Origin of the sequence: Herbinix luporum, from assembly GCF_900070325.1 — a bacterium.
Classification (GTDB): domain Bacteria; phylum Bacillota; class Clostridia; order Lachnospirales; family Lachnospiraceae; genus Mobilitalea; species Mobilitalea luporum.
This window is the reverse complement of record NZ_LN879430.1, coordinates 927418-951721: the sequence shown is the minus strand read 5'-3', so window position 1 is coordinate 951721 and position 24304 is coordinate 927418. Positions and strand designations below refer to the sequence as shown.

Sequence of the window (24304 nt, the reverse complement as noted above, 5' to 3'; positions counted from 1 at the left end):
ATTTTTATAATCAGTTTAATTTATAAATAATTCTATAGGATTCTAAAAAAATTCAGCTAAGTAATAAACAATAGGGGCTGTAAATATCATACTGTCAAATCGGTCTAAGATACCACCATGACCGGGAATCAAATTACCATAATCCTTAATATTATAATTTCTTTTTATAGCAGAGGCTGCCCAATCCCCGATTTGTGATATAACACTAGAGGCCGCACCTATAATGGCAAATAATAGGCGGGGATTATCGATACCGGTAACTTTACTTCCTAAAGCCAATGCATATATATATCCTATTAAGGCTGCACCTACTACTCCACCTATTGAGCCTTCTAAGGATTTTTTTGGACTAAGTCTCGGCACTATCTTATGTTTTCCAATAAGCATACCTACACAGTAAGCACAGGTATCAGATCCCCAAGCTCCTATAAAAATTAGCCAGACTAAAATGGCACCGTCCTCCATAATACGAACTTGATATATATAGGACAACATGACACTGACATAAAATAAGCCAAAGAAAGCAATAACTACCTGTTCAATTCTATAGCTGGGATAAGTTATTACATAGGATATCATAAGTAACAGGAGGAAGCCTATGATCAATACCATCATATATTCCTGAAGTTTAAAATATATCAGACCATAATAAAGGATTGCAGCCAAATATCCTATTATCCCAAGTAAAGCCTTTTCGATCTTCATGATTTTATACAATTCTGTCATGCCTATTAAGGAAATAGCAAGAATCGTAGTAAACAGCAGGTCATTTCCTAGTACTACAACCGTTATGGTAATGGCCATAAGGATAATACTACTAATTAATCTTGTCATGAACATAGTCTACCTCCAATATGGATTATTTTAACCCACGTATATTGTATATTCTTTTCATTTGTTTAAAATAGTATTTTATGATATACCACCAAATTTTCGATTTCTTTGTGAATAATACTGGATAGCTTTTAATAATTCTTCCTTATTAAAATCAGGCCAAAGAACATCAGTAAAATAAAACTCAGTATAAGCCATCTGCCATAATAAGAAATTAGACAGCCTCTGTTCACCGCTGGTTCTTATTAAAAGATCCGGTTCGGGAATCCCTTTGGTATCTAAATACTGAGAAAACAAGTCTTCATTTATATCATCAAGTGCCAACCTATTCTCTTTTACATCCTTTGATAGGGTCTTAACAGCACGAATTATCTCATCTCTGCTTCCATAATTTATTGCAACCTGAAAATTCAGGCCGGTATTCATCTTGGAAGCCTCTTCAAGTTCCTTTATTTTTTCTTGAAACTCCTTAGAAAGAACTGTAATATCACCAATAATCCTAACTCGCATATTATTCTTCTTACTGGTTTTAATACTGGTTTCTAAGTAACTTTTTAGAAGCTTCATCAAAGCATCTACTTCCTCTTTAGGTCTCTTCCAATTCTCGGTAGAAAACGCATAAACTGTCAGATATTTTATTCCTATTTTATAAGCATCCTCACAGATTTTTTCTACTACCTTACTTCCTTGAGAATGCCCATAATTTCTAGGCATAAATCTTTTCTTAGCCCATCTTCCGTTGCCATCAAGGATTATGGCAACATGATTTGGAATATTTAGATTATTTTCACTCATACATACACCTACTTTATAACCATTGAATAAGGGTGTCCCAAAAGGGTTATATATTATACTTTTGTGGACACCCTAGTTACATCATGCTATTACATAAACTGCTGCAATTTTATACAGTAAGAACTTCTTTTGTTTTTTCATCCAATATTTTATCAATTTCATCAATAAAGGAATCAGTCAACTTTTGACATTCATCCTCCAGTGACTTCCATTCATCTTCTGAAATCTCACTGGCCTTATTCATTTTTTTGAAAGAATCATTGGCATCCCTACGGATATTTCTGATAGCTATCTTTGCATTTTCAGCCCTTTTCTTAACATCCTTAACAAGTTCTTTTCTTCTTTCCTCTGTCAGTTCAGGAAATACCAGTCGAATTACTTGACCGTCATTGGAAGGAGTAACTCCCAAATCTGATGCTAAAATTACCTTTTCAATCTCCTTAATCATTTTAGACTCCCAAGGTTGAATCTGGATTACTCTAGCTTCCGGAACAGAGATATTGGCAACCGCCTGCAAGGGTGAAGGCTGTCCATAATAATCCACTCTTAGCTTATCTAAAAGGCGAGGATTAGCCCTTCCTGCACGGATTGTCATATACTCTTCTTTCAAGTTTTCTATTGTCTTTTTCATTTTAGTATTATATTGCTCAAGTCTTTTATCCATTATATGATCCCTCCTAATTCGTATATTGTATCCCCTATATTATTTTATCTTATATGCAAGTTGTTTTAAACAGTAACTATTGTACCATTTGAATTTCCCTGGGCTGCCTTAATAATACTATCTTCTTCGGAAAGCCCAAATAAGAGCATGGGCATCTTATTATCAATGCTAAGAACAGCAGCCGTAAGATCAATGACACCCAGTTTTTTATCCAGTAACTCTTGTGTTGAAATTACATCATACTTTTTCGCTTCCGGATTTAATTTGGGATCACTGTCATAGACTCCGTCAATTTCTTTTGCCATTAAGATAATGTCACAATCTAGTTCAATTGCCCGAAGTACAGTTGCAGTATCCGTAGAAAAATAGGGATGCCCTGTCCCTCCGGCTAAGAAGGCTACCCCTTTGTTTCTCATGCACGCAAGAGCCTCATCCTTAGAAAATAGCTCCGTCATGCTACCACAAGAAAAGGGTGTAAAAATCTTTGTATTCATTCCTACATAGCGGAAAATCTCAGATACATAGATGCAATTCATAACAGTGGCAAGCATACCAATCTGATCTGCCTTGGTTCTGTCGATAGTCTCACTGCTTCTTCCTCTCCAGAAATTACCCCCGCCAATTACTATGCTTACTTCAATACCTTCATCCACCAGTGTCTTAACCTGTTTAGCGACTCTGATACAAGTATCTTCATCAAAGCCAGTTTTTCTTTCTCCGGCTAATGCCTCACCTGAAAGCTTTAATAAAACCCGGTTAAATTTTTTCATAAAAAGTATGCCTCCATATCAAACGTCTTTTTAAGATATTATTAGCTTTAACTATACCGATATTAATCTATCACAATAAACCGGAATTAGCAAGTTATTCAAAAACATTATCTATTTCAATATCAGAGTTGCTAAGTGAACAGAATCCTTCGATTACTGCACCGTTATTAATCTGTATTGATTTTGCTTTGATATTTCCTTTTATAACTGCAGTGGAGTCAATAATTATAGGACCCTTAATGTCAATCTCACCTTTGACTGCCCCTTCAATTACAGCAGATGTACCTACAATATCACCTACAACAACAGTACCTAATCCAACCTTTATGCTACTTTCACTCTTAACACTGCCTTCTAGCCGTTCTGTACTTAGATAAACTTCATTAGCAGTACAATTACCTATAACCTTACCGCTAATTGATAATCTTCCTTGACATTCCACATCACCGGTAATACTACCCATAATTTCTAGAGAACCATCGGTTGATATATCACCGTTGATAGTAGTGCCTTTGCAAATTATAGTTGTCTCACTTTCATCACCTACAGAGGCTGCACTTACATTTTCTTCAGAAGTATTGGCATTTAAAGCATCTAATAATTCTAGATCCACGTTTTCTTCCATATCTACTTCATTGCCCTCCATAAATCCTTCTGATTTTTCTTCTACACCATCATAACCGGTACCCTCTTTTGTCCCGCTATCTTTAACTTGAACTGTATCCTGTACCATATTATACTTCTTTTTATCATCCAAGGTATCTACCATATAATCTTTAGCAGTACTTTCATCGTTATCTTCCGGAATTAGTTGATTAACTGCTTTCGTAAAATCCTCCTTGAAATTCTTGAAAGAAGCCATCAGTTCAAAACCTCCTTATGTATTAATCTACGCTGCTAACCTTGATCTGTTGAATAAGCGGAACATTTTCATCCATAGGTAAAATCTCGGCTCCTCTGGATATAAGTGCCTCCAATAGCTTTGGCAAAGAAGCTACAGTCTTTTCTTTACCATGGCCATCATGCATAAGTACAATGGAAGTCTTTTTACTTGCCACTCCTTCTAATACTTTATCAATCATTTCTTCCTCTGTATAATCTACACCTTCTGCATCCCCATTTACTACATTCCAGTCATAATAGTTCATTTCTTTTTCAATCAAGTATTTAATAAATATTTTCATATCACTTTTACTGACATGGTTTAAGCTGCCTCCGGGGAAGCGGTATATAGTGGGTGTATATCCAGTAGTATCATATAACAATTTCATTAGTTTTGTAAAGTCTTTATCAAAATCTTCTAAAGAATTATATATCTTATTATAATCGTGGGAATAAGAATGCATACCAAGGGTGTGTCCTTCATTTACAATCCTTCTATATCTCTCCTTATCCACTTCATCAGTACTACCGATAACAAAAAAAGTAGCCTTAACATTATATTCAGCTAAGATATCAAGAATTTTATCTGTGTTATAAGTTGGACCGTCATCAAAAGTTAAGTATACCTTTTTATTTTTAAAATTAGCTTCCGATTCTTTTTCCTCTTTGGAAATGTCTTCTTTATCCTTTTTATCCTTATTATCTTTATTGGACTCTTCCTTTTTCTGATCTTTATTATCAGTTTTTTCAGGGGGCTTTTGTGTTATATCCTTATCAGAATCCTTCTCTTTGATATCAGACTTATCCTTCTTTGCATCCTTAGTATCGGCATCTTCATTATTGCTTTTTTTGCTGTCAGAGCTTTTATTATCCTTATCTTTATTTATATTATTCTTATTATCAGGCTCTTTATCGCTGTCCTTATATGTATTATCCTTCTCCGTCTTACCTTCTTGATCTGAAGATACATTATCTTTATCAGATATTTCAGAATGATTAGGAATCCTTCCTATGTCAAATTCATCTACGTAGGCAATATTACTATCTTTACCAAGAATCTTTTTTACAAAATTTAAAAGTTCGCTATTACTATTAGTAGTGCCTGAAGCATTTGCATATTGCTCAAATTTATATTTATTATTATATACTAGTTTCTCAACCTGATTATTCAATTTGCCTAAACGTATTCCTAATATAATACATAATATGGTGGGTATTAGGGTAAGTAACAATAATATCACAATCAATGCAGTCTTTCTCTTTCTTTCCTTAATATCCTCAGGTATTATATTTATCCTATACGTTGATTTATCCATGTTTTCCTGCATTTTTTCACCCTCACCGACTATTTTTCTTCTCTTTATTGTAGCATAAACTGATTGGAAAATACACCTTTAATCAAAATCTTTCAATAAAATAATCAATAAAATTACCTCAATAGATAGCAATTATCTATTGAGGCATATTTTATTAATAACTTTTCTTTATATAGTTTTCCATACAATAATTAACAATGGACATGTGCATTTCTGCTTCTCCCAAAACCGGATGATTTCTTACTGTTTCCACAAAGTCTCCGTATAGCTTCTCCCTATCGGTTTGCTTCCATCTCATTAATCCTTTCCTACCGATTAATGTCATTATATCTTGCTTTTCATCCTCGCTTAATAAGGCTTCATAAATATAATGAATCCTTCTAATGGCAACATTGTCTTTTCCTCCAGCAAACAGAAACCTTACCATGCTATAAAGAGCAGCAATCTCCTCAACCGGCTTACGTTTCAGAACCGCAAAAAACAACTGCTCAGCATATATCATATTTACTGCAGCCACAGGAAACCTTGATAATCTTTCTGACATATCTAATAGATATCTATATGCTGACTCATAATATTGCTTGGCTAAAAGCCAATAATATGAATAAAAATAATTACTTGCCACAATCAAATCTTTTTCATCCGCTTCTTCAGGTATACTAAAGGTATCCAAACTATAATCTGTTATTGATTTACCATCACTTAGATCTGCATTAATCTTTAGTTGAAGATAAAAACATTCCTGTGAATATTTATCTTTTAAAAGACGCCTCAGATTCATGCCATCATTTTGAACCCCAAGATTCATCGGAAGTAAATTGGTAGCAGCTGTTAAGATGCCTGCCATGGAAAAAGCAATATATATGGTACGGGCTATTGCATTGTCTGTGATAATTATCGGAATTATAAAGACCACTGAAAATATTAGGTTTGCTATACTGCCCCCTAAATTATAAAGTATAAATGGAAAGCTTCCGTCATACTCTCTTTTAGGGGGATACATAAGGCATTGTCCTGCTGTTCCTCTTAAAGAATATCTTTTTCTTACAATATGGCCGTCTACCTTTACAAATATTATAGAGAATATACGAAAAGATAGAAAACGATATCCGCTTATTAAACCAAAAACCAAATGTCCTGCCTCATGTATGATAATATGTAGAAAAAAGAAAAGGTATAATAGTGCAAACCCCAACAAAGTATAATATTTAAAATAACCATGCCTTATAATTTTATTTTCCTCTAGGATAAATCCGATTATTACTAGGGATATGCCTAGAACAGCCCCGGATAACAAAGTTACAAAATAGGTCAGCTTACTTTTTCTAGTGGCGCTGTTTAGAATAGCTTTTTTTTCTTTTAGTATACTCTTATAGACCTTTTTTTGCTCTGATGTAACCAATTTATCCTCTCTCCCTCCGTGTTGAAAAAACCGGGGTTAGGCACACATTGCCAAGACCCCGGTCTATATCCTTAAGGATAATCTCTTCAGTACATTATATGCTTATATTATATTGTCAATATATACGGTATCTGATATCTACAGTCCCATCTGTTTAGCTACTTCAGCAGCGAAATCTTCTGTTTTCTTCTCAAGGCCTTCACCTGTTTCAAAACGTACAAAATGTTTTACGGTGATTGTGGTACCTACTTGCTTAGATACAGACTCAAGATACTTAGCAACGTTCATATCTCCATCTTTAACATATACCTGGTCTAGTAAGCAGATTTCCTTTAGTTCTTTATTAAGTCTGCCTTCAATCATCTTCTCAATAATATTCTCAGGCTTGCTTGCATTAGCAGGATCATTCTTTATTTGAGCCTTTATAATTTCTTTCTCATGGGCAATAAAATCTTCTGCAACATCATTTCTGCTAATATATTTAGGTGACATAGCTGCAATCTGCATAGCTATGTTTTTACCAGCTTCTTTAACTTCCTCATTTACCACATCAGATTCTAGCTCTACTAATATACCAATTCTGCCGCCCCCATGAATATAGGAAGTTATAAATCCGTTCTCAGAAACAAGCTTTTCGAATCTTCTGATATTCATATTCTCACCGATAATAGCTATCATAGAAGAAAGCTCTTCCTTAACAGTCTTAGTAGGATCTAATTCCCACTTTTCTTCAAGAAATTCATCAATATTTGAAGCATTTGTCTTAGCTGCCTGAGCAGCAACAGCCGCAACATATTCTTTAAACTTATCGTTCTTAGCTACAAAGTCTGTTTCACTGTTTACTTCTACGATAGAAGCAACTTTTCCGTCCTCGCTAACATTTGTATCAATAACACCTTCTGCAGCAATTCTTCCTGCCTTCTTCTCTGCAGCAGCAAGACCCTTTTCTCTTAAAAACTCAACAGCTTTGTCCATATCGCCGCCAGTCTCTGATAGTGCTTTTTTACAATCCATCATACCTGCACCGGTCATTTCTCTTAACTCTTTTACCATACTAGCTGTTATATTCATTATTTACCTCCAAAATGATTATATTTTAAAAAATGGGACTGTTGTTATGTCTGATACTAACCAAAAGGTAAGCCTACATCTGCAACAGACCCATCCACACATTATTCTGTAACTGCTTCTACTACTTCTTCAGCATCCTTATTAGCTTCTAATTCAGCAGATGCTTCTTCAGCTTCTTCAGTTGTATCTGTTAGTTGTACTCCCTGATTAGCTTCAATAACAGCATCAGCCATCTTAGAAACTATTAACTTAACTGCACGAATTGCATCGTCATTACCAGGGATTACATAATCAAGCTCTTCAGGATCACAGTTAGTATCTGCGATACCGATTAGAGGAATTCCAAGGGTATGTGCTTCCTGAACACAGATTCTTTCCTTCTTAGGATCTACTACGAATATAGCATCGGGAAGTTTCTTCATGTTCTTGATACCGCCAAGGTTCTTCTCAAGCTTTTCCCATTCTTTCTTTATCTGAATAACTTCCTTCTTAGGAAGGATATCAAATGTACCGTCTTCAGCCATTTTTTCAATTTCTCTTAATCTGTCAATTCTACTCTTGATGGTCTTAAAGTTGGTTAACATACCACCTAACCATCTTTCATTTACATAGTACATACCGCAGCGCTCTGCTTCTGCTTTAATAGCATCCTGTGCCTGCTTCTTTGTACCTACAAAGAGAATTGTTCCGCCATCTGCTACAATCTGTTTAATAGCTGCATAAGCCTCATCTACTTTAACAACTGACTTTTGTAAGTCAATGATGTAGATTCCGTTTCTCTCTGTGTAGATGTACTCCGCCATTTTAGGATTCCATCTTCTTGTCTGATGTCCAAAATGTACACCAGCTTCTAATAATTGCTTCATTGAAATAATACTCATAATTTACCTCCATTTGGTTAATATCATCCGTACACATCATTTTTCATGTAGACCGGTATCCGGCACCAACCATGAAATCAGTATACGTGTTATTTTAACGTTGTGATTATACCATAATAAATTAATTATGTAAAGGATATTTTATGTTATTGTATCTAGTATTAACTTATAATCAGCATTTTTTGGCAAAGTATAAGTACCAATACGGATAACTTCTGCCTTACCATTTTCTATAATATAATCATTGAAATCCTTTACATCCTCGATTAAACCGTTCTGATAAAGAAGCTTAGCAACCTCACGGGAGGACATTCCACTTTCAATTGAAAATGTTATATAATCTATCTCTTTATCAGTTTCCCCTTCTTCCTGTTGAAGATTAGTATCATGTTCTTCATTAGACATCTGCATATCATCATCTGCGGGACTCTGATTTGCTTCCTCTTGTTTTGTCTGATTGGAATTATTTAAGTTTTCTCCTTTGTGGGCAGTATCTATATCTGAATTATCCTTATCCGAGGAATTTAAGGATTTTTCTATAAGTTCTTCTAAATTATCTTTTTGATTCTCATTTTGATTTTCATTTGTAATGTTTTCCTCTTGGGTGATTTTATCTTTCTTATTAAATTTATTACTAAATGAAAAAACAATTGTAGTTATAAGAATCCCGACACCAATACCTCTTAAATAATACTTAAGCTTCATTTTGATATCCACGTCCTTCTTCAATGCCACAGGCTTTTTATTATTTATCTTTAAACAGGTCAATTATAAGCTTAACCTCTCCTTGACCTACTCCCAGCTGCCTAGAAATATCCATGATGGATTTGCCTTTAGAATAAAGCTCTAAAATCTCTGTGTTATTAAGAGAAACAGGCCGGCTATCTTCACCTTGTGATACCTGCTTTTTCTTTGCCTTTACAGGAACTTTTTTTTCTTCTACATCGCTTTTTTTGCTGCTGACTGTTTCCCTTATTGCTGTTTCCTTCATCTCTTTTTCCTTATTATTAAGCATATTATAAAGAAATATTACTTCTTCATGATTTCGATTAATTTTATCAAGAATCTGATCTGAATATTCACTGACTGCCATAATCTTTTCATTAGACAGCTTATTTAGATAATCTTCAGTCTTTTCAATAATCTCTTCGCTTATTAAGGATAATTTATCGGTATGATGCTGTTTGATCTGGTCGAATTCTTTCTGACTAAATATATTATCCTTGGTATTTATCTCATAGGAACCTGTTTCCCCTTTTTTTTCTGGTTCTTTAATTAAGGTGCAACTTAAAATAATCATAAGTATTCCTATAAGTAACATTACGATTTCTAATAGATCCATAACTTACTCCATTCACATTCAAGTTATTTTTATAATAGGTAAATTACTCAGATTAGTATATCAATACCTCCGGGTTTTGCTTTATTAATAGTCTCCTTACTTTTGTTAGTATCCCGGCTTTTATTTCTTTTATTGTCTGAACCTTTATATTTATTCCTACTTTCTTCTTTAGCATCATACCTAAATTCTTTATTATCACTTTTAGTAGTTTCCACAGGCTTTGAGGCCTTTTCTTGTATCATATTTTGAAAGTTTTTTTCTATCTGCACCTGTTCATGCAATACTTTCTGATTTTGAACTTGCTTATACTGGGAAGCCTCATGAGATCTGACAATATCAATAGGCCTTATTGGCATTTTCATTCCCCCTTTAAAAGAATTTATTATGAATTACCGGGGATGTCAAATTATTATGCCTAAATATTAATATAATGGTATTACTTTTATATCTGCTCTATCACGGATAAACTTACTATTATGAATTTTTTCTTTAACGTGATATATAGTATTTGATATTACTATTTTGGTTCCGGGATATACAGTGTCGGAAATACTAATCATTCCCTGCTCATTAGCCTCTATCTCTAACTTAAGAATATCATATTTGGATTTTACTTCCTTAAGCTGAGCATTTAATATAAGGCTGGTCTGAGTTAATTTTTTGAGCTTGTCTAATCTATCATAATTAATGTCCGCACCGGATTGTATTCTTTTTCGTATAGTTTCAACAGCCTTGGCAACCTTTTCCTTCTCCGATTCAATAGTAGCTATTTTTTTATCCAGTTCCCTAAATTCATCCAAAACTTTAGGATCAACTCCAACCTCCAGTATTGTATTTGTCCCCATATGAGAACCGGCTGTTTTTACAGATATTAAAGTTCCAGACCGGATCATACCGCCGGTTACAAATCCCCTTCTTCCGGATACGATAATATCTCCTTTTGCCGATACTTTACTATGTAAGATGGAGTTAGTATTTATATAACCTCCGGCTATTACCTCAGCATTTTCAATAAACTTTGTTATAATATTACCTTGGGCTTTTAAAATACCTTTATTCATTCCCTGCATGCCCCGTCTTAAGATAACATGGCCCCCTGCCTCAATATAGGCCCCTTCTACTACGCCATAAACTTCAATATCACCTTTGGCTTTAACAGTAAATCCTGTAATAACATTACCTTTTATAATTACATTACCGTCATAATCTATATCGCCGGTGGATGTATCAACATTTTTAGGTATTTCAAAGGTATCAGATACAAAAACCCTACCATCTATTAAAGTAACATGACCGTCAACCTCTGAGTATAGGGTTAGGCCGTCCTCAGATATTTTAACCTTATTACCATACTTAAGTACCTTATTATTAACCTTATTAGGTGGCAAGACTTTTCCATATACATCCATTCCGGGTTTTCCATAATCTGCAGGTGTTAAGCTGGCAAGAATATCTCCTTTTTTACAATGACTAATAATATCTAGTTGATGAAAGTCAACTGAACCATCTTCATTTGTCTTAGGTTTCAAGGTAAAATCCGTATTAAAGTGATATTTAACAACAGCGTCACGGCCTTGTATAGGAGGGGTGGCTTTAGCAATAATATAATCGGTGCAGTATCTGCGATCATTTAGGAATTTTACAATGTTGGTCTCATCAATTCCATATTTAACTCCATAACTGGACAAGTTGGATATAATATCATCTTTTGTTAGAAGCTTTCCATTATTACTGGGAGGATAAAACCTACATCCTGCATACATTCCTCCCTTATCAATTATAACTTTCATTGCCTCATCCTGAGGAGGAAGCATGGCTGATGTCAGCTTTACTTCAGTCTCATTTTTTAAGTTTACAAGAGCCTTTCCTAAAGCTTTTTTATCAAACTCGTATATTTTTTTATCTATTAAATAGTTCCTCAATTCATCGTAATTTATTTCCTGTCCACCAGGTTCAGAACTATAAAGTTTCAAATATGTTCCATCTTCTTTTGTTGTCAATTGGAAATAAGCATTTTTAGCCCTCATTATTGCCTCCCTTCAGAGCCTTATATATAATCACAGATAGACTATAATCCGTGATATAATATTCCTTAATAATAATTTGTGAATATGAGGTCCAAACTTTTTAATAGCTAGTAAGGACATCCATATTCACTCCTAATTTTACTTTCATTTTTTGCAATGCTTTTGTATGCAATTGTGATACCCTAGATTCAGAAACTCCCATGATCTTACTTATTTCCTTCAAGGTCAAGTCCTCATAATAGTAAAGCACTATAACCTTTTTTTCCTTTTCAGTTAATGCATCTAATGTTTTGGCAAGTATTTCCTTAAGCTCTTGTTGTTCCACTATTCTTTCCGGTTGTTCAAAGGTATTGGCAAAATACTGTTCAGTTTTAGCTTCACTACCTTGATCTAAAAATTCTTCTAAGGATATAAGATTTGTAATCTTAGTTTGATTTTGCCAGTCTTCTAATTCTTTTAGAGAAATATCCAGCTCCTTTGCTAAATCTTCATCACTAATATTTCTGCCATATCTTGCCTCAAGAGTTTGATATGCTTTATCTAGTTTTCGCTTTTTTTGACGTATGCTTCTGGGAATCCAATCCAACTTACGTATCTGGTCTAAAATTGCCCCACGAATTCTTAAGGATGCATAAGTCTCAAATTTATAACCTTTACTATAATCAAACTTATCAATGGCATCGATTAAACCAAAAATGCCATAGCTGACTAAATCTTCATACTCCACATTATATCCAAAATACATACTAAGGCGACCTGCAACAAGCTTAACCAATCCAGCATATTCAATAATTATTCTTTCTCGAAGTTCAAAAGTCTTGTTCTTGGAATATTCCTCCCAAAGTTTCTGCTTGTTATCAGTATCCATACTGCCTCCTAATTAACCGGAAATCTTAAGCTATATATCCTAAGTTTAATTTTCTCTTTATTAGCCATTCCTATTCTTTTACTTTGCCTTCTTTATTATCATTCATTCTTTATATAATTATCATCATTATAATTATCATTATTATGATTATCATTATTATGATTATCATCGGCCATTATATCATCATTTACTTGGTCATCGTTTTTTGATTTTTGCTGCAAAGTCTTTACTATAATAGCCTTTGCAATAAGGCCAATAATATAAAAAATAATAAGGACTAATAATAGCCGCTTTAAGCTTGGTATTAGTTCAGCCTTATGGTATATATCAACTATGCAGGTTATTGCACCCGCTGTCAGTGTAACTAGAGGCGGTATTAACCTGTCACGCATCCTTTCACCTTCCATCAGTTTTCTATGGGGATTTTTAAATGATTTTTTCCTTCATGCCAACAGATTTGATGTGTAGTAAACCTGTTTTGGGATTAAATTCTATAGTTCTACCATAATTGGAACCTGTATCCTCTGCAAGAATTGGAATCCCCAATTTATACAGTCTGTCTCTCGTAGCTTCTACATTTCTATCGCCTATTCGCATCATGTCTACATTGTTACCAAAGCTGAACATCTGTGCTCCTCCAGCGATTTTTGCAATTAAACTTCTTTTGTCTGCACCTATTTTTTCCATTTCTATAATAAGGGCATCTATAGCTGTATCAGCAAATTTATATTTATTAGAATTATTCATTATTTTTGTACTATCTGGTAGCATGATGTGTGCCAATCCTGCAATTTTCTTAACCGGATCATATAAAACAATACCTACACAGGAACCCAGTCCTAGAGTCGTAATTGTATTCGGTGGAACACATACATTGGCATCAGCCATGCCTACTTTTATCATATTGTTGTTCATGTATTCTCCTATAACTCCAAAGATTTTAGTATGGCTGCATATGAATCCAATGATGGGATAAGGATAAAATAACCGTTTACCGCCTTATCCTTATCACCAAATTCAGTTTCAATCAAAAGGCCCTTGTCCCCGATTTTTCCAAACTCAATGGCCGGTACACTAAGTATGGCACCTGCCATATCAATTGCCAAATAAGGTATGCTGGGGAGTATCTTTAAATTAGTTAGGGTAGATAAAGATGACAAATAAGCACCGGCTATTATATTACCGATTTCACTAAGGGCTGACAACTCCATCTCATTAAATTCATAGTCATCAGCAATTTTAGTTTGCTTCTGATTTCCAAGAAGAATATTAACCATGTGCATGGAAGCCGGTTTATCCGTCATGAAAATCATCATTCCATCTATATCTCCACCAAGGGTAAATAAGATACCCACAACAATTTTTTCTGGTCCACCGACAATTTCAGCTATTTCACTAAACTCTAATATTTCTACTTTAGGTACCTTCATCTCAATCCTGGAGTTAATCATTTGGGAAAGTGCTGTAGTTGCATTTCCGGCACCTATATTACCAATTTCTCGTAGCACATCATACTGCATATTATTCATTTTATTTAAATCAATATCTGACACTACTGCACCTCCCCTATTATTCTTTATTCATTCTTTTCATAAATTAATTCAAGTATATTTAATATATTTATTAAATCATCCCCATGTTTACCTATGCCTTCACTATAATCGGCCTTAGTCTCGTCAGTATAATTAAACTTTTCTATATTCTCTTCTTCAAGAGTTATAACCTCATTTACCTCATCAACAATAAGTCCTACAGGGGCTGCAGAAGGCTCGGGCTTAATAATCATAATTCTAGTACTTTCAGTAAATTCATCATCTTCTAGCCCCAGTTTTCTTCTTAAGCTCATAATGGGAATTATCTCTCCCCTTAAGTTAATTACACCAAGAAAATATGGCTGTGATTTAGGCACCCTGGTAATATTATGCATTACAATAATATTATCAATATATTTTATATCTATACCATATAAATTACTTCCCAGTCTGACATCAATATATTGCTTTGAACTAACATCTCCCATATTTACGACCTCCAATTTCAAAGCTTAAAAGCTATATTAACGGATTAACATCCAGTATTAATGCTACTTCACCGTTACCGAGTATGGTTGCACCGCTGATAACTTTATGATTATTAATATACTCACCTATAGATTTTATAACAATTTCCTGTTGTCCTATAAGCTCGTCAACAACCATACCTGCCAGTTTCTCGCCCTTTTTAACTACTACTACAAGAACCTGGTCTTCTTCTTCTTCACTCTTTTTGCAATCTAAAACATCAGCCAGACGGATAATAGGTATTACATCACCTCTAAGATATAGAACTTCTTTTCCGGAAACTGTCTTTATATCTGTTCTATCTACATTTTCCACAGTCTGTATATTTCCAAGAGGTAACGCATATTTTTCCGATGATAATTTTACCATCAAAGCTTGCATAATTGCCAAAGTAAGCGGAAGTCTAATAATAAAGTTTGAACCTTCTCCTAACTTTGTTCTTGCCTCTATATCGCCACCAAGAGCTTCGATTTTAGTTTTAACCACATCAAGACCTACGCCTCTTCCGGAGATGTCAGTAACCTCTTTAGAAGTAGAGAAGCTAGGCATAAACAAGATATCTATAATTTCCTTATCTGACATTTTAGCTGCTTGTTCTTCAGAAACAACACCCCTAGCAATTGCTTTTTCTTTAATTTTATCTACATCAATTCCCCGTCCGTCATCTCTTACTTCAATAATAACATTATTGCCCGCTTGATAAGCGTCTAAGAATATAGATCCCACAGGGTTTTTACCCAGCTTTTCCCTTTCCTCACTTCTCTCTAGGCCATGGTCAGCGGCATTACGAATCAAATGCATAAGGGGATCGCCAATTTCATCTATAACTGTACGGTCTAGTTCAGTATCTTCCCCGTCCATATAAAGTTCCATCTGCTTGTCCAATTTTTTGGATAAATCACGAACCATTCTTGGGAAGCGGTTTACTACACTTTCAATAGGAACCATTCTAACCTTCATTACAGATTCGTGAAGATTTGTGGAAATCCTCTCAAGATATTCAATGTTATCATAAAATGCAAGATCTAATTGATGTTGTAAATCACTGCTAGAGGATACCAAACTGTTTTTAACAATAATCAGCTCACTTGCCAGATTCATTAAAACATCTAATTTTTCAATATCCACACGTACTGAACGATTAGCAATGGGCTTAGCAGGCTTTTTCTGCCTTACAGGGCTGCCGGTCTGCAATCCTTTTTGCTCCTTAGCTAGTTTAGGTAAAGATATATTTAGCTCTTCTTGTTTTAGAATATCAAGATAAGATTTTAACTCAGCTTCTTCTAATTTTATATAACCGGCAACTACTTCTTTAACCTCAGAAACACCCATTATGAATTTAATCATTTCTTCGGGAGTCCTCTTGGTAATCACAAAAGCCGAGTAATCAAAATCATACTTTTCATCTTCTAAATCCTCGGCACTAGGATTTAATTTTATTATCTCTCCATATTCCTCTATGGTTCTATTTACCATAAAGGCTCTGGCACCCTTAAGAACACAGTATTCCTGTATGTATATAGTCATACCTATTACGTTTAAATTTAGAGAGGTGGCTTTTGCAATTGCCTTTTTCTCATGATCTTCTAACTTTACTGATTTGTATTTATGTTTTTCACCGACTGAGGATTTTGTCGATACTTCCGTAGCTGCAACCTTTGTTTCGTCCTTTTTCTTTTTCTGTTCGGATGATTGTTTGGATGATTGTTCGGATGATGTATCGGCTTTGCTTGTACCGCTTACTAAAATCTGGTTCAAGGCTTTGATTAAATCATCGCACTCTAAATCCCCTTCAGTACCGTCTGTTTGAACATTTTCTAGATAAGCTTCTAATACATCTATTCCTTTAAATAAAATATCAACTAATTCTGATGTCGCTTTCATCTTGCCATTTCGGATTTCTGAAAATACATTTTCCATATCATGGGTTAACCGCTGCATCTTTTTGTAACCCATGGTTCCTGACATTCCTTTTAAGGAATGGGCTGCACGGAATATTTCATTGATGGTTTCTTCATTTTCAGGCTCTTTTTCCAAAATCAAGATATGTTCATTTAGACTTTGCAAGTGTTCCTTTGTTTCTTCGATGAAAATCTCAAGATATTGACTTACGTCCATATTAGTACACCCCCACATTCTTTATGATAGCATCTGAAACCTCTTGAAGCGGTACAACTTCATTTACAAGCCCTGTTTTCTTTATCATCTTTGGCATTCCATATACAACACTTGTTTTACTGTCCTGAGCTATCACATGAATTCTTTTTTTGTTACTTAGTGTTGTAATTCCATCGGAACCATCACTCCCCATACCGGTAAGTACAACACAGGTGATTTCATCATAATCAGTATTTACTAGGGATTCAAACATCACATCTGCACAGGGCAACAGTCCTTTTCTAGGTGCTTCCAGTGACAGACTAATCCGATGATTTCCTTCTTTATCCTTAACAACCCTCAGCTGTCTGCCTCCTTTGGCTATATATACCCATCCCTTCTGTATTACTTCATTATCCTCTGCTTCTTTTACAGGAATCTGGCATAGGGAATTTAGTCTTTCCGCCAAGGATTTAGTAAACCCCTCTGGCATATGTTGAACAATAAGGACTCCTGCATCCAATTGCTTAGGAATCTTAGGAAGGATAGTATGAAGTGCTTTAGGTCCGCCAGTAGAACATGCAATAGTTACTAACTTTTTAACACCGACTTTAGTTACTGGCTTTGAAGTATGTTTTAAGGGCGGCTCTTCCTTTTCAGATGTTGTTTGACTTAGTATTTGAGCCGGCATAAACTCTGTAGCCACAGCAAGACAATCAAGAAGCTGCATAGAAAACTCATCACTTTTAAGTGTCTCCAAGCTTTCAGGCTTTGTAATAAAATCAAAGGCTCCCAACTCAAGAGCAAGTATGGTTTCCTTTGCATCCTTGGTTGTAATAGCACTTACTACAATTACTCTTGTTTCAATATTTTGTTTTTTCATTTCTGTCAGCATTTCTATACCATTCATCAGCGGCATATTAATGTCTAAAAGAACTGCATCTACTTTATCCACATTTTCTTGAAGCATATTTAAACCATCAAGGCCGTTAATTGCTGCTCCTAAAACTTTAAATCTTTTATCTGATTTAATTATATCAGATAGCACCCTTCTCATGAGTGCAGAGTCATCTATTATTAAAATATTCTTTTCCTTCATACCGTGACCTTTCTGTAATAGAATTAGAAAAAATATTTTTATTTCTTATCGAATCTCATACGTTTTCGTTCTTGTTCAAATATGTATTTTATTAAATCCTCCCTCTCTTTATTACTTATTGTATAAAATTCAGCCCTATGCTCATATGTCCTAATTTGCCCCATTATTTTTTGTGAGGCAATTATATGTGAAATAATATCTAGTTCTTTTAACTGGCCCATTAATATATAATTAAATCTTATCCTAACTCTGTCCCCTGCTTTTAACTCTTGTTCAGAATTAAACCTGCAACCTCCCCCACTAATATCAGTTATGATACCATGAACCCACTCATTATTTAACTTATTCAATCTATTTTTTATATCTATTTTTTCATCCTCACTGGCATAATTTCCTTGACTAAGTTTTTCTTCAAGTCTTATTTCTTCTTCACTTATAAGCCTATAATCAATATCATGAATACATTCAAGGCGGTAATACTGCCTTCTTTGTATTTTTTCCAAATCAGAGTTTAGCTTTACTAAAGATATTATCATATTATTTTCCCGATATGTCTGTATCAAAGTACAAGTTGTTTGATACAGACCTTTAGCGGTGTAAAAATAAAGTCTATAATTTGACCCCTTTTCTAAAAGTATTATCCTTCCATTCTTTATAGGAGCTGCTATGCTTATTTTCTCATCATCTATATAATCTACTAACTGGCTCACATACACTTTTAAATTATTAATTAATTCTCCATTATGATCCAATTGTTTTATTTCAATTTTATCTCCAACTTGTACAATCTCACTAAGCATCTATTCACCCCTATTACTTTTGGATTCTAGATCTTAACAGCTTTAAAAACACCTGAGTAATACCCTTCTTTCTTTGATTGATTTCCATATCTGTATCACATAGTTTCATAGCAAAACTATTAATCTGTTTTGCAAAACTAGAGTTTGGATATACACTAATAACAGGTTGTTGTCTAATTACTGCTTTTGATACAGTATTATCTAAAGGTATATAGCCTAGGTAGTCTAGATTAAGATTTAAAAATTTGGATGCAACCGTTTTTAGTTTTTCGTATATATCGTCTGCTTTTTCATCTAGTGTTACACGATTTGCAATCAACCGAATAGCAGTATCTTCAACAGAAAAAATTGCTTTTTTATTCAGAGTCTTTAGTAATGCGTAAGCATCTGTTATGGAAGTAGGCTCCGGTGTAGTCACTAATAGAATTTCTGAACTGGCGGTTGCAAATTGTAATACAGAATCTGTAATCCCTGCCCCTGTATCTATAATAATAATATCTACTGTTTGATCCAGTTCCACTAATTTATTTATAAGATAGATAATCTGATCTTTGGTTAAATTGGTAAGCTCCTGTATTCCGGAACCGCCGGAAATAAAGCCTATATTCTCAGGTCCATTGGTTATAATATCTGGAAGATTTTTACCTTTAAACATCAAATCAGCCAAATTATATTTAGGACGAATCCCTAACATAACCTCTATATTAGCCAATCCAAAATCAGCGTCCAATATAAGGACTTTTTTTCCCAAACGGCTTAAAGCTAATGCTAAATTTACAGAAATACTTGACTTTCCTACTCCACCTTTGCCACTTGTAACTGTAATAACTCTTGATGTAGGTTTGGGAGAATTTTGCTCCTTAACCAATTTCCTTAGTTTTTCTGCCTGGTCCATCTTATTGCCCCCTTAGCAACTGCTTTGCTATACTTTGCGGATCTATCTGGTCAATATCATCCGGGACATCCTGCCCGAAAGTAGCATATGATAGGGGTGCATTAGTCAACATTTTTATATTAAATATATTACCTACACAATTAGTTTCATCTAATTTTGTAAAAATTAAGTTGTAATTAGCTATTTCACTATATGCCTCTGTAATACTTACCAGATCCCTATATTTTGTAGTGGCACTAAGAACCAGATAAATTTCTCTTTCATTTTCAGCAATTGTATCAACTAGCCTTTCTATATCTTGTCTCTGATTCTCATTCTTGTGGGAACGACCTGCTGTATCAACAAATATAATATCATAATCGGCAAATTCTTCTTTTGAATTTTCAAGCTCATCTACATTATATACAACTTTTAGAGGAATTCCAAGGATATTAGCATAAGTTCTAAGTTGTTCAACAGCAGCAATACGATATGTATCTGCTGTAATAAAGGCAACCTTTGCCTTTTTTTCAATCTTAAACTTAGAGGCTATCTTAGCTATGGTAGTTGTCTTACCAACTCCCGTAGGACCTATAAAAAATATAAATTTTGGCCTATCTTGCTCAATATTAATAGTTTTAGGCTGTCCTAGTTTAAGGACAATTTTTTGATATATACTGGATAATATATTATCCATGGAGGCATCCCTTTTAAGGGTACCTTCTATTTCACTGATAATCTGATTAGCATACTTTTCGTCCACCTCATTACGAACTAGCTGATTATAAATTAGTTGTATGCAAGTCAGATTTTTGTTTAGAGGACTATTATCTTCTTTATTATTTTCTTCATTTTCAAGCATTTGTTTTTCTAAAAGACTTTGAAGATTATTAAGTTTTTCCTCTATGGCTGAAGTTTCTCTTGTACCATACATTTTACTAGTCTGTAAATCACTTTGTTTAGTGACAGTTTCTATCTGTGAAGCATCATATATAATATCAGGAAATTTTTGTTTTTTTACCTGAGCTGTCTTATCATTTTTATATGTGCTAGTATCATCAATGGCAGCTGTAATTTCTACAAGAGGTTTCCTAAACAAGCGGTAAATCCCTTTAGGTGATATGGTTTTTATATTCATAACGATTGCATCCTTGCCTAGTTCTTCCTTAGCAAGCATAATTGCATCGGTCTCGGTATTTGCTTGGAACTTCTTGATAATCACTAAACTGTCACCATCCCTACTGACTGTAATTCTACATTGGAATCTATCTCATTATATGATATTACTATCAAATCTTTAAAATAATCCTGGGTCAATCTCTTAAAATACATACGCACTATAGGAGATGTTATAATAATTGGATTCTTGCCCAGTTCCTCAAGTTTTTGAATCTCTGTCTGAACAGAATTAATAATCTCTCTGGTTATTTCTGGGTCTAAGGTCATGTAAGCCCCTTGCTCTGTTTGCTTAACCGAATCCATAATCTCCTGTTCCACCTTAGGATCTAAGGTTACAACACTGGTCATCTCCCCTTCAGGGAAATATTTGCTGGAAATAGCTCTCTTTAAATTTTGTCTTACATATTCAGTAAGTACATCAACATCCCTAGTGGAGGGGGCATAGTCTGCTAAGGTTTCAAGGATACTGACAAGATCCCTGATTGAGATTTGCTCCCTAAGAAGATTCTGCAGAACCTTCTGTATTTCACCAATACTAAGTAGTTTAGGTACTAACTCTGATATTAAAACCTGATGAGCTTCTTGTATATTATCTATGAGATTTTGAACATCCTGCCTTGTAAGCAACTCATGGATATGGCTTCTAATAACCTCTGTTAAATGAGTTGCAATAATGGATGGGGGATCAACAACCGTATATCCTAAAGATTCTGCCCTTTCTCTTTGGCTTTCTGTTATCCATATGGCCGGTAAATTGAAGGAAGGCTCTCTGGTTGGTATACCGGTAATCTCCTCTTCAACGTAACCTGGATTCATGGCCATATAATGGTCAAAAAGAATTTCTCCTTCACTTACCCGTATGCCTTTTATTTTTATTATATATTGATTAGGGTTAAGCTGAATATTATCACGAAGCCTAATCATTGGTACCACTGTTCCCAACTCTAAGGCTATCTGCCTTCTAATAAGGACTACACGATCAAGGAGATCTCCTCCTTGGTTTACATCTGCCAGTGGTATTATTCCATAACCAAATTCCAATTCTATGGGATCAACCTGCAAAAGTGCAGATACATTTTCCGGCTTTCGTATCTCATCTGCTTCAGCCTCATCTGAGGATACCTCTTGTTCAATAGCTGCTGTTTCGATTTTTTCCGCTATGGATCTACCGGATAAGATAAAAGCTAAACCATAACCTGAAAATAGTAATACATTCAAGGGAGTTACTAGTCCTAGTACTATCATACTGGTACCTACAATATATAAGACCTTGGGTATGGAAAATAGCTGCCCTATTAATAAATCACCAAAATCTGCTTCCTTAGATACTTTTGTAACCAATATACCGGTGGCCAAGGAAATCATAAGTGATGGAATTTGAGATACCAGTCCGTCACCGATGGTAAGTATAATATATTCCTGAAATGCTTGGGAAGCTGACATACCGCCATTTAGCATACCGGTAACTGTACCGCCTACTATGTTGATAATAGTTATTATAAGTCCGGCTACCGCATCACCTTTAACATACTTAGTTGCACCATCCATGGAACCAAAAAATGCAGCTTCATCTTGAATTCTCTGTCTTCGTTCAACCGCTTGTGCATCAGTTATTACCCCGGCATTTAAGTCTGCATCAATAGCCATCTGCTTACCGGGCATAGCATCTAATGTGAATCTGGCAGTAACCTCTGCCACTCTTTCTGATCCTTTATTTATTACAATAAATTGAATCATTATCAGTACAATAAATATGATAATACCGATAACCATATCGCCGCCACCAACGAATTCACCAAAGGTACGTACAACCTTACCTGGGTCACCGGTTGATAATATAAGTCTTGTACTGGATACATTTAAAGCTATACGAAAAATCGTTGTAAAAAGCAGAATAGTCGGAAATGCCGACATATTAAGGACTTCCTTGGTAAACATGGCATTAAACAATATAACCAATGATATAGAAATATTTAAGGCCAGAAAGAAGTCCAATAAATGGGGACTCATAGGTATGATTAAAAACATGATCGCTACTAATATAAAAAGTCCTACAGCTATATCATTTTTCTTCATTTCAAGTCTCCCATACCTTTCTGCTAATAATTTGTCTATTAATCAAAGCCGAAATTATTTCAGCAGTAATTTCTTTATTAAAGTTTAAATTTATTATAATTATTTATTTTATATAACTTGTTTATATTTTACCTTTAAGCTTATATACATAAGCAAGGACTTCTGCTGTCATCTGATACAACTCAGGAGGAATTTCTGAACCTACCTCTACATTATAATACAGCATTCTTGCTAAAGGCTTATTTTCTACAATCTCAATCTGGTGTTCCTTAGCAACTTCTTTAATTTTAATAGCTATATAGTCGGCACCTTTAGCTAAAAGAATTGGAGCCTCAGAAGTCTCCTTATCATACTTGATAGCCGCTGCTAAGTGTGTAGGGTTTGTTATAACAACATCAGCCTGGGGAAGTTGTTGCATCATTCTTCTTTGGGATACCTCCATCATCTTACTTCGAATTTTTCTTTTAACCTGGGGATCCCCTTCAGACTGTTTAAATTCATCCTTAACTTCTTGTTTAGTCATCATCATATCTTTTTTAAATTTAAATTTCTGATACATATAATCTCCGAGACCTATAATTAAAAAAATCATACTGATTTTTAGTCCCAGATCAATTACCAGCTTGCCAATCAGACCAACTGCCTGAAACAGGCTTATATCGTATAAAATAAAAAGAGTATTCCATTCGGATTTCAGTGTATTATAGGCTGTATAAGCAATTAAAACTATTTTTATAACTTCCACAAACAAATCAAATACTTTATCCTTTGAAAAAATCTTTTTAAAACCACTAACCGGATTTAGTTTACTAAATTTTGGTTTTATAATTTGGCCTGAAACTTTCCATTTTACCTGATATAAAACTACTGTAAAGGCCACTGTCACTGCTATAGCAAATATGGGAAGGCAAATCACTATTATTCTTATAATAGAATCTCTTAGAATTCCTTCCGCCATCATAGGGGTAAACTCCCCCTCCAACATTTTTTCTATATTCTGAAATGACCTTTTAAAATTTTCAATAAATTTTTCTCCCATATAAGATACGAAAACTTTTAAAGCTAAGAATAAAGCTACTAATTCAGTGGCAGTAGTAAGTTCCTTACTTCTTGCTACTTGTCCTTCTTTCCTTGCATCTCTAAGCTTCTTTGCAGTGGGTTGTTCTGTCTTATCAGCCCCTTCAGCAAAAAATTGTAGGCGATAAGGAAGCAAGTAACCCTGCCCTTCTTTGTCTTTATTCCAATCCTGCTTCAAAGAATCCTCCCA

25 protein-coding genes are annotated in these 24304 nt (G+C 34.5%); all 25 read right to left on the bottom strand.

Annotation, left to right across the window (positions count from 1 at the left end; genetic code table 11):
- Positions 1-42: 42 nt before the first annotated feature.
- Entirely contained in the window at positions 43-840 is a 798-nt protein-coding gene (locus SD1D_RS04395) for a phosphatidate cytidylyltransferase (protein WP_058257799.1), read from the bottom strand.
- Between the two features lie 72 nt (positions 841-912).
- On the bottom strand, positions 913-1629 hold the full coding sequence (locus SD1D_RS04390; protein ID WP_058257798.1) for an isoprenyl transferase: 717 nt from the start codon (positions 1627-1629) through the stop codon (positions 913-915).
- 109 nt (positions 1630-1738) lie between these two features.
- Positions 1739-2293 carry a ribosome recycling factor gene (gene frr / locus SD1D_RS04385; protein ID WP_058257797.1) on the bottom strand — a complete coding sequence of 185 codons (555 nt, stop codon included), beginning with the start codon at positions 2291-2293 and terminating at the stop codon, positions 1739-1741.
- Positions 2294-2358: 65 nt separating this feature from the next.
- A complete protein-coding gene (gene pyrH / locus SD1D_RS04380; protein WP_058257796.1) occupies positions 2359-3063 on the bottom strand; it encodes a UMP kinase in 705 nt (234 codons plus the stop codon).
- A gap of 94 nt (positions 3064-3157) precedes the next feature.
- Positions 3158-3925: a bactofilin family protein gene (locus SD1D_RS04375; RefSeq protein ID WP_058257795.1), complete on the bottom strand. Its 768-nt coding sequence runs from the start codon at positions 3923-3925 to the stop codon at positions 3158-3160.
- Positions 3926-3947: 22 nt separating this feature from the next.
- Entirely contained in the window at positions 3948-5261 is a 1314-nt protein-coding gene (locus SD1D_RS04370; RefSeq protein WP_157893095.1) for a polysaccharide deacetylase family protein, read from the bottom strand.
- Positions 5262-5415: 154 nt separating this feature from the next.
- Entirely contained in the window at positions 5416-6663 is a 1248-nt protein-coding gene (locus SD1D_RS04365) for a hypothetical protein (protein WP_058257793.1), read from the bottom strand.
- A gap of 138 nt (positions 6664-6801) precedes the next feature.
- A complete protein-coding gene (gene tsf / locus SD1D_RS04360) occupies positions 6802-7734 on the bottom strand; it encodes a translation elongation factor Ts (protein WP_058257792.1) in 933 nt (310 codons plus the stop codon).
- A gap of 101 nt (positions 7735-7835) precedes the next feature.
- Positions 7836-8615, bottom strand: coding sequence for a 30S ribosomal protein S2 (rpsB, locus tag SD1D_RS04355; protein ID WP_058257791.1), 780 nt, complete (start codon positions 8613-8615; stop codon positions 7836-7838).
- Positions 8616-8756: 141 nt separating this feature from the next.
- Positions 8757-9383 carry a hypothetical protein gene (locus SD1D_RS04350; RefSeq protein WP_058257790.1) on the bottom strand — a complete coding sequence of 209 codons (627 nt, stop codon included), beginning with the start codon at positions 9381-9383 and terminating at the stop codon, positions 8757-8759.
- Positions 9361-9957, bottom strand: coding sequence for a DUF6115 domain-containing protein (locus tag SD1D_RS04345; RefSeq protein WP_058257789.1), 597 nt, complete (start codon positions 9955-9957; stop codon positions 9361-9363). The genes SD1D_RS04350 and SD1D_RS04345 overlap by 23 nt, the downstream gene beginning before the upstream one ends.
- A gap of 47 nt (positions 9958-10004) precedes the next feature.
- On the bottom strand, positions 10005-10313 hold the full coding sequence (locus SD1D_RS04340; protein ID WP_058257788.1) for a hypothetical protein: 309 nt from the start codon (positions 10311-10313) through the stop codon (positions 10005-10007).
- A 66-nt stretch (positions 10314-10379) separates the two neighbouring features.
- Positions 10380-11984, bottom strand: a complete 1605-nt coding sequence (locus SD1D_RS04335) for a DUF342 domain-containing protein (protein WP_058257787.1) — start codon at positions 11982-11984, stop codon at positions 10380-10382.
- A gap of 100 nt (positions 11985-12084) precedes the next feature.
- Positions 12085-12852 (bottom strand): FliA/WhiG family RNA polymerase sigma factor, encoded by a 768-nt coding sequence (locus tag SD1D_RS04330; protein ID WP_058257786.1) that lies wholly within the window; start codon positions 12850-12852, stop codon positions 12085-12087.
- Between the two features lie 98 nt (positions 12853-12950).
- Positions 12951-13244 carry a hypothetical protein gene (locus SD1D_RS04325; RefSeq protein ID WP_058257785.1) on the bottom strand — a complete coding sequence of 98 codons (294 nt, stop codon included), beginning with the start codon at positions 13242-13244 and terminating at the stop codon, positions 12951-12953.
- A gap of 34 nt (positions 13245-13278) precedes the next feature.
- A complete protein-coding gene (locus SD1D_RS04320) occupies positions 13279-13767 on the bottom strand; it encodes a chemotaxis protein CheD (RefSeq protein WP_058257784.1) in 489 nt (162 codons plus the stop codon).
- Positions 13768-13775: 8 nt separating this feature from the next.
- Positions 13776-14405, bottom strand: coding sequence for a chemotaxis protein CheC (locus SD1D_RS04315; RefSeq protein WP_242955251.1), 630 nt, complete (start codon positions 14403-14405; stop codon positions 13776-13778).
- 23 nt (positions 14406-14428) lie between these two features.
- Positions 14429-14872, bottom strand: a complete 444-nt coding sequence (locus tag SD1D_RS04310; RefSeq protein ID WP_058257783.1) for a chemotaxis protein CheW — start codon at positions 14870-14872, stop codon at positions 14429-14431.
- Between the two features lie 31 nt (positions 14873-14903).
- Positions 14904-17030: a chemotaxis protein CheA gene (locus SD1D_RS04305; RefSeq protein WP_058257782.1), complete on the bottom strand. Its 2127-nt coding sequence runs from the start codon at positions 17028-17030 to the stop codon at positions 14904-14906.
- A 1-nt stretch (position 17031) separates the two neighbouring features.
- Positions 17032-18108, bottom strand: coding sequence for a chemotaxis-specific protein-glutamate methyltransferase CheB (cheB, locus tag SD1D_RS04300; protein ID WP_058257781.1), 1077 nt, complete (start codon positions 18106-18108; stop codon positions 17032-17034).
- A 38-nt stretch (positions 18109-18146) separates the two neighbouring features.
- A complete protein-coding gene (locus SD1D_RS04295) occupies positions 18147-18908 on the bottom strand; it encodes a flagellar brake protein (RefSeq protein ID WP_058257780.1) in 762 nt (253 codons plus the stop codon).
- A 13-nt stretch (positions 18909-18921) separates the two neighbouring features.
- Positions 18922-19803 (bottom strand): MinD/ParA family protein, encoded by an 882-nt coding sequence (locus tag SD1D_RS04290; protein WP_058257779.1) that lies wholly within the window; start codon positions 19801-19803, stop codon positions 18922-18924.
- 1 nt (position 19804) lies between these two features.
- A complete protein-coding gene (gene flhF / locus SD1D_RS04285; protein ID WP_058257778.1) occupies positions 19805-21004 on the bottom strand; it encodes a flagellar biosynthesis protein FlhF in 1200 nt (399 codons plus the stop codon).
- Positions 21004-23037, bottom strand: coding sequence for a flagellar biosynthesis protein FlhA (gene flhA, locus SD1D_RS04280; RefSeq protein ID WP_058257777.1), 2034 nt, complete (start codon positions 23035-23037; stop codon positions 21004-21006). Before flhA ends, flhF begins: the two co-directional genes overlap by 1 nt.
- A 121-nt stretch (positions 23038-23158) precedes the next feature.
- Complete coding sequence (gene flhB / locus SD1D_RS04275) at positions 23159-24292, bottom strand: flagellar biosynthesis protein FlhB (protein ID WP_242955250.1); 1134 nt, start codon at positions 24290-24292, stop codon at positions 23159-23161.
- Between the last annotated feature and the right edge of the window lie 12 nt (positions 24293-24304).

Coding starts and splice junctions, on each gene's coding strand:
- SD1D_RS04395 (WP_058257799.1), bottom strand. CDS start 840: ATGTTCATGACAAGATTAATTAGTAGTATTATCCTTATGGCCATTACC.
- SD1D_RS04390 (WP_058257798.1), bottom strand. CDS start 1,629: ATGAGTGAAAATAATCTAAATATTCCAAATCATGTTGCCATAATCCTT.
- frr (WP_058257797.1), bottom strand. CDS start 2,293: ATGGATAAAAGACTTGAGCAATATAATACTAAAATGAAAAAGACAATA.
- pyrH (WP_058257796.1), bottom strand. CDS start 3,063: ATGAAAAAATTTAACCGGGTTTTATTAAAGCTTTCAGGTGAGGCATTA.
- SD1D_RS04375 (WP_058257795.1), bottom strand. CDS start 3,925: ATGGCTTCTTTCAAGAATTTCAAGGAGGATTTTACGAAAGCAGTTAAT.
- SD1D_RS04370 (WP_157893095.1), bottom strand. CDS start 5,261: ATGGATAAATCAACGTATAGGATAAATATAATACCTGAGGATATTAAG.
- tsf (WP_058257792.1), bottom strand. CDS start 7,734: ATGAATATAACAGCTAGTATGGTAAAAGAGTTAAGAGAAATGACCGGT.
- rpsB (WP_058257791.1), bottom strand. CDS start 8,615: ATGAGTATTATTTCAATGAAGCAATTATTAGAAGCTGGTGTACATTTT.
- SD1D_RS04345 (WP_058257789.1), bottom strand. CDS start 9,957: ATGGATCTATTAGAAATCGTAATGTTACTTATAGGAATACTTATGATT.
- SD1D_RS04340 (WP_058257788.1), bottom strand. CDS start 10,313: ATGCCAATAAGGCCTATTGATATTGTCAGATCTCATGAGGCTTCCCAG.
- SD1D_RS04335 (WP_058257787.1), bottom strand. CDS start 11,984: ATGAGGGCTAAAAATGCTTATTTCCAATTGACAACAAAAGAAGATGGA.
- SD1D_RS04330 (WP_058257786.1), bottom strand. CDS start 12,852: ATGGATACTGATAACAAGCAGAAACTTTGGGAGGAATATTCCAAGAAC.
- SD1D_RS04325 (WP_058257785.1), bottom strand. CDS start 13,244: ATGCGTGACAGGTTAATACCGCCTCTAGTTACACTGACAGCGGGTGCA.
- SD1D_RS04320 (WP_058257784.1), bottom strand. CDS start 13,767: ATGAACAACAATATGATAAAAGTAGGCATGGCTGATGCCAATGTATGT.
- SD1D_RS04310 (WP_058257783.1), bottom strand. CDS start 14,872: ATGGGAGATGTTAGTTCAAAGCAATATATTGATGTCAGACTGGGAAGT.
- SD1D_RS04305 (WP_058257782.1), bottom strand. CDS start 17,030: ATGGACGTAAGTCAATATCTTGAGATTTTCATCGAAGAAACAAAGGAA.
- cheB (WP_058257781.1), bottom strand. CDS start 18,108: ATGAAGGAAAAGAATATTTTAATAATAGATGACTCTGCACTCATGAGA.
- SD1D_RS04295 (WP_058257780.1), bottom strand. CDS start 18,908: ATGCTTAGTGAGATTGTACAAGTTGGAGATAAAATTGAAATAAAACAA.
- SD1D_RS04290 (WP_058257779.1), bottom strand. CDS start 19,803: ATGGACCAGGCAGAAAAACTAAGGAAATTGGTTAAGGAGCAAAATTCT.
- flhA (WP_058257777.1), bottom strand. CDS start 23,037: ATGAAGAAAAATGATATAGCTGTAGGACTTTTTATATTAGTAGCGATC.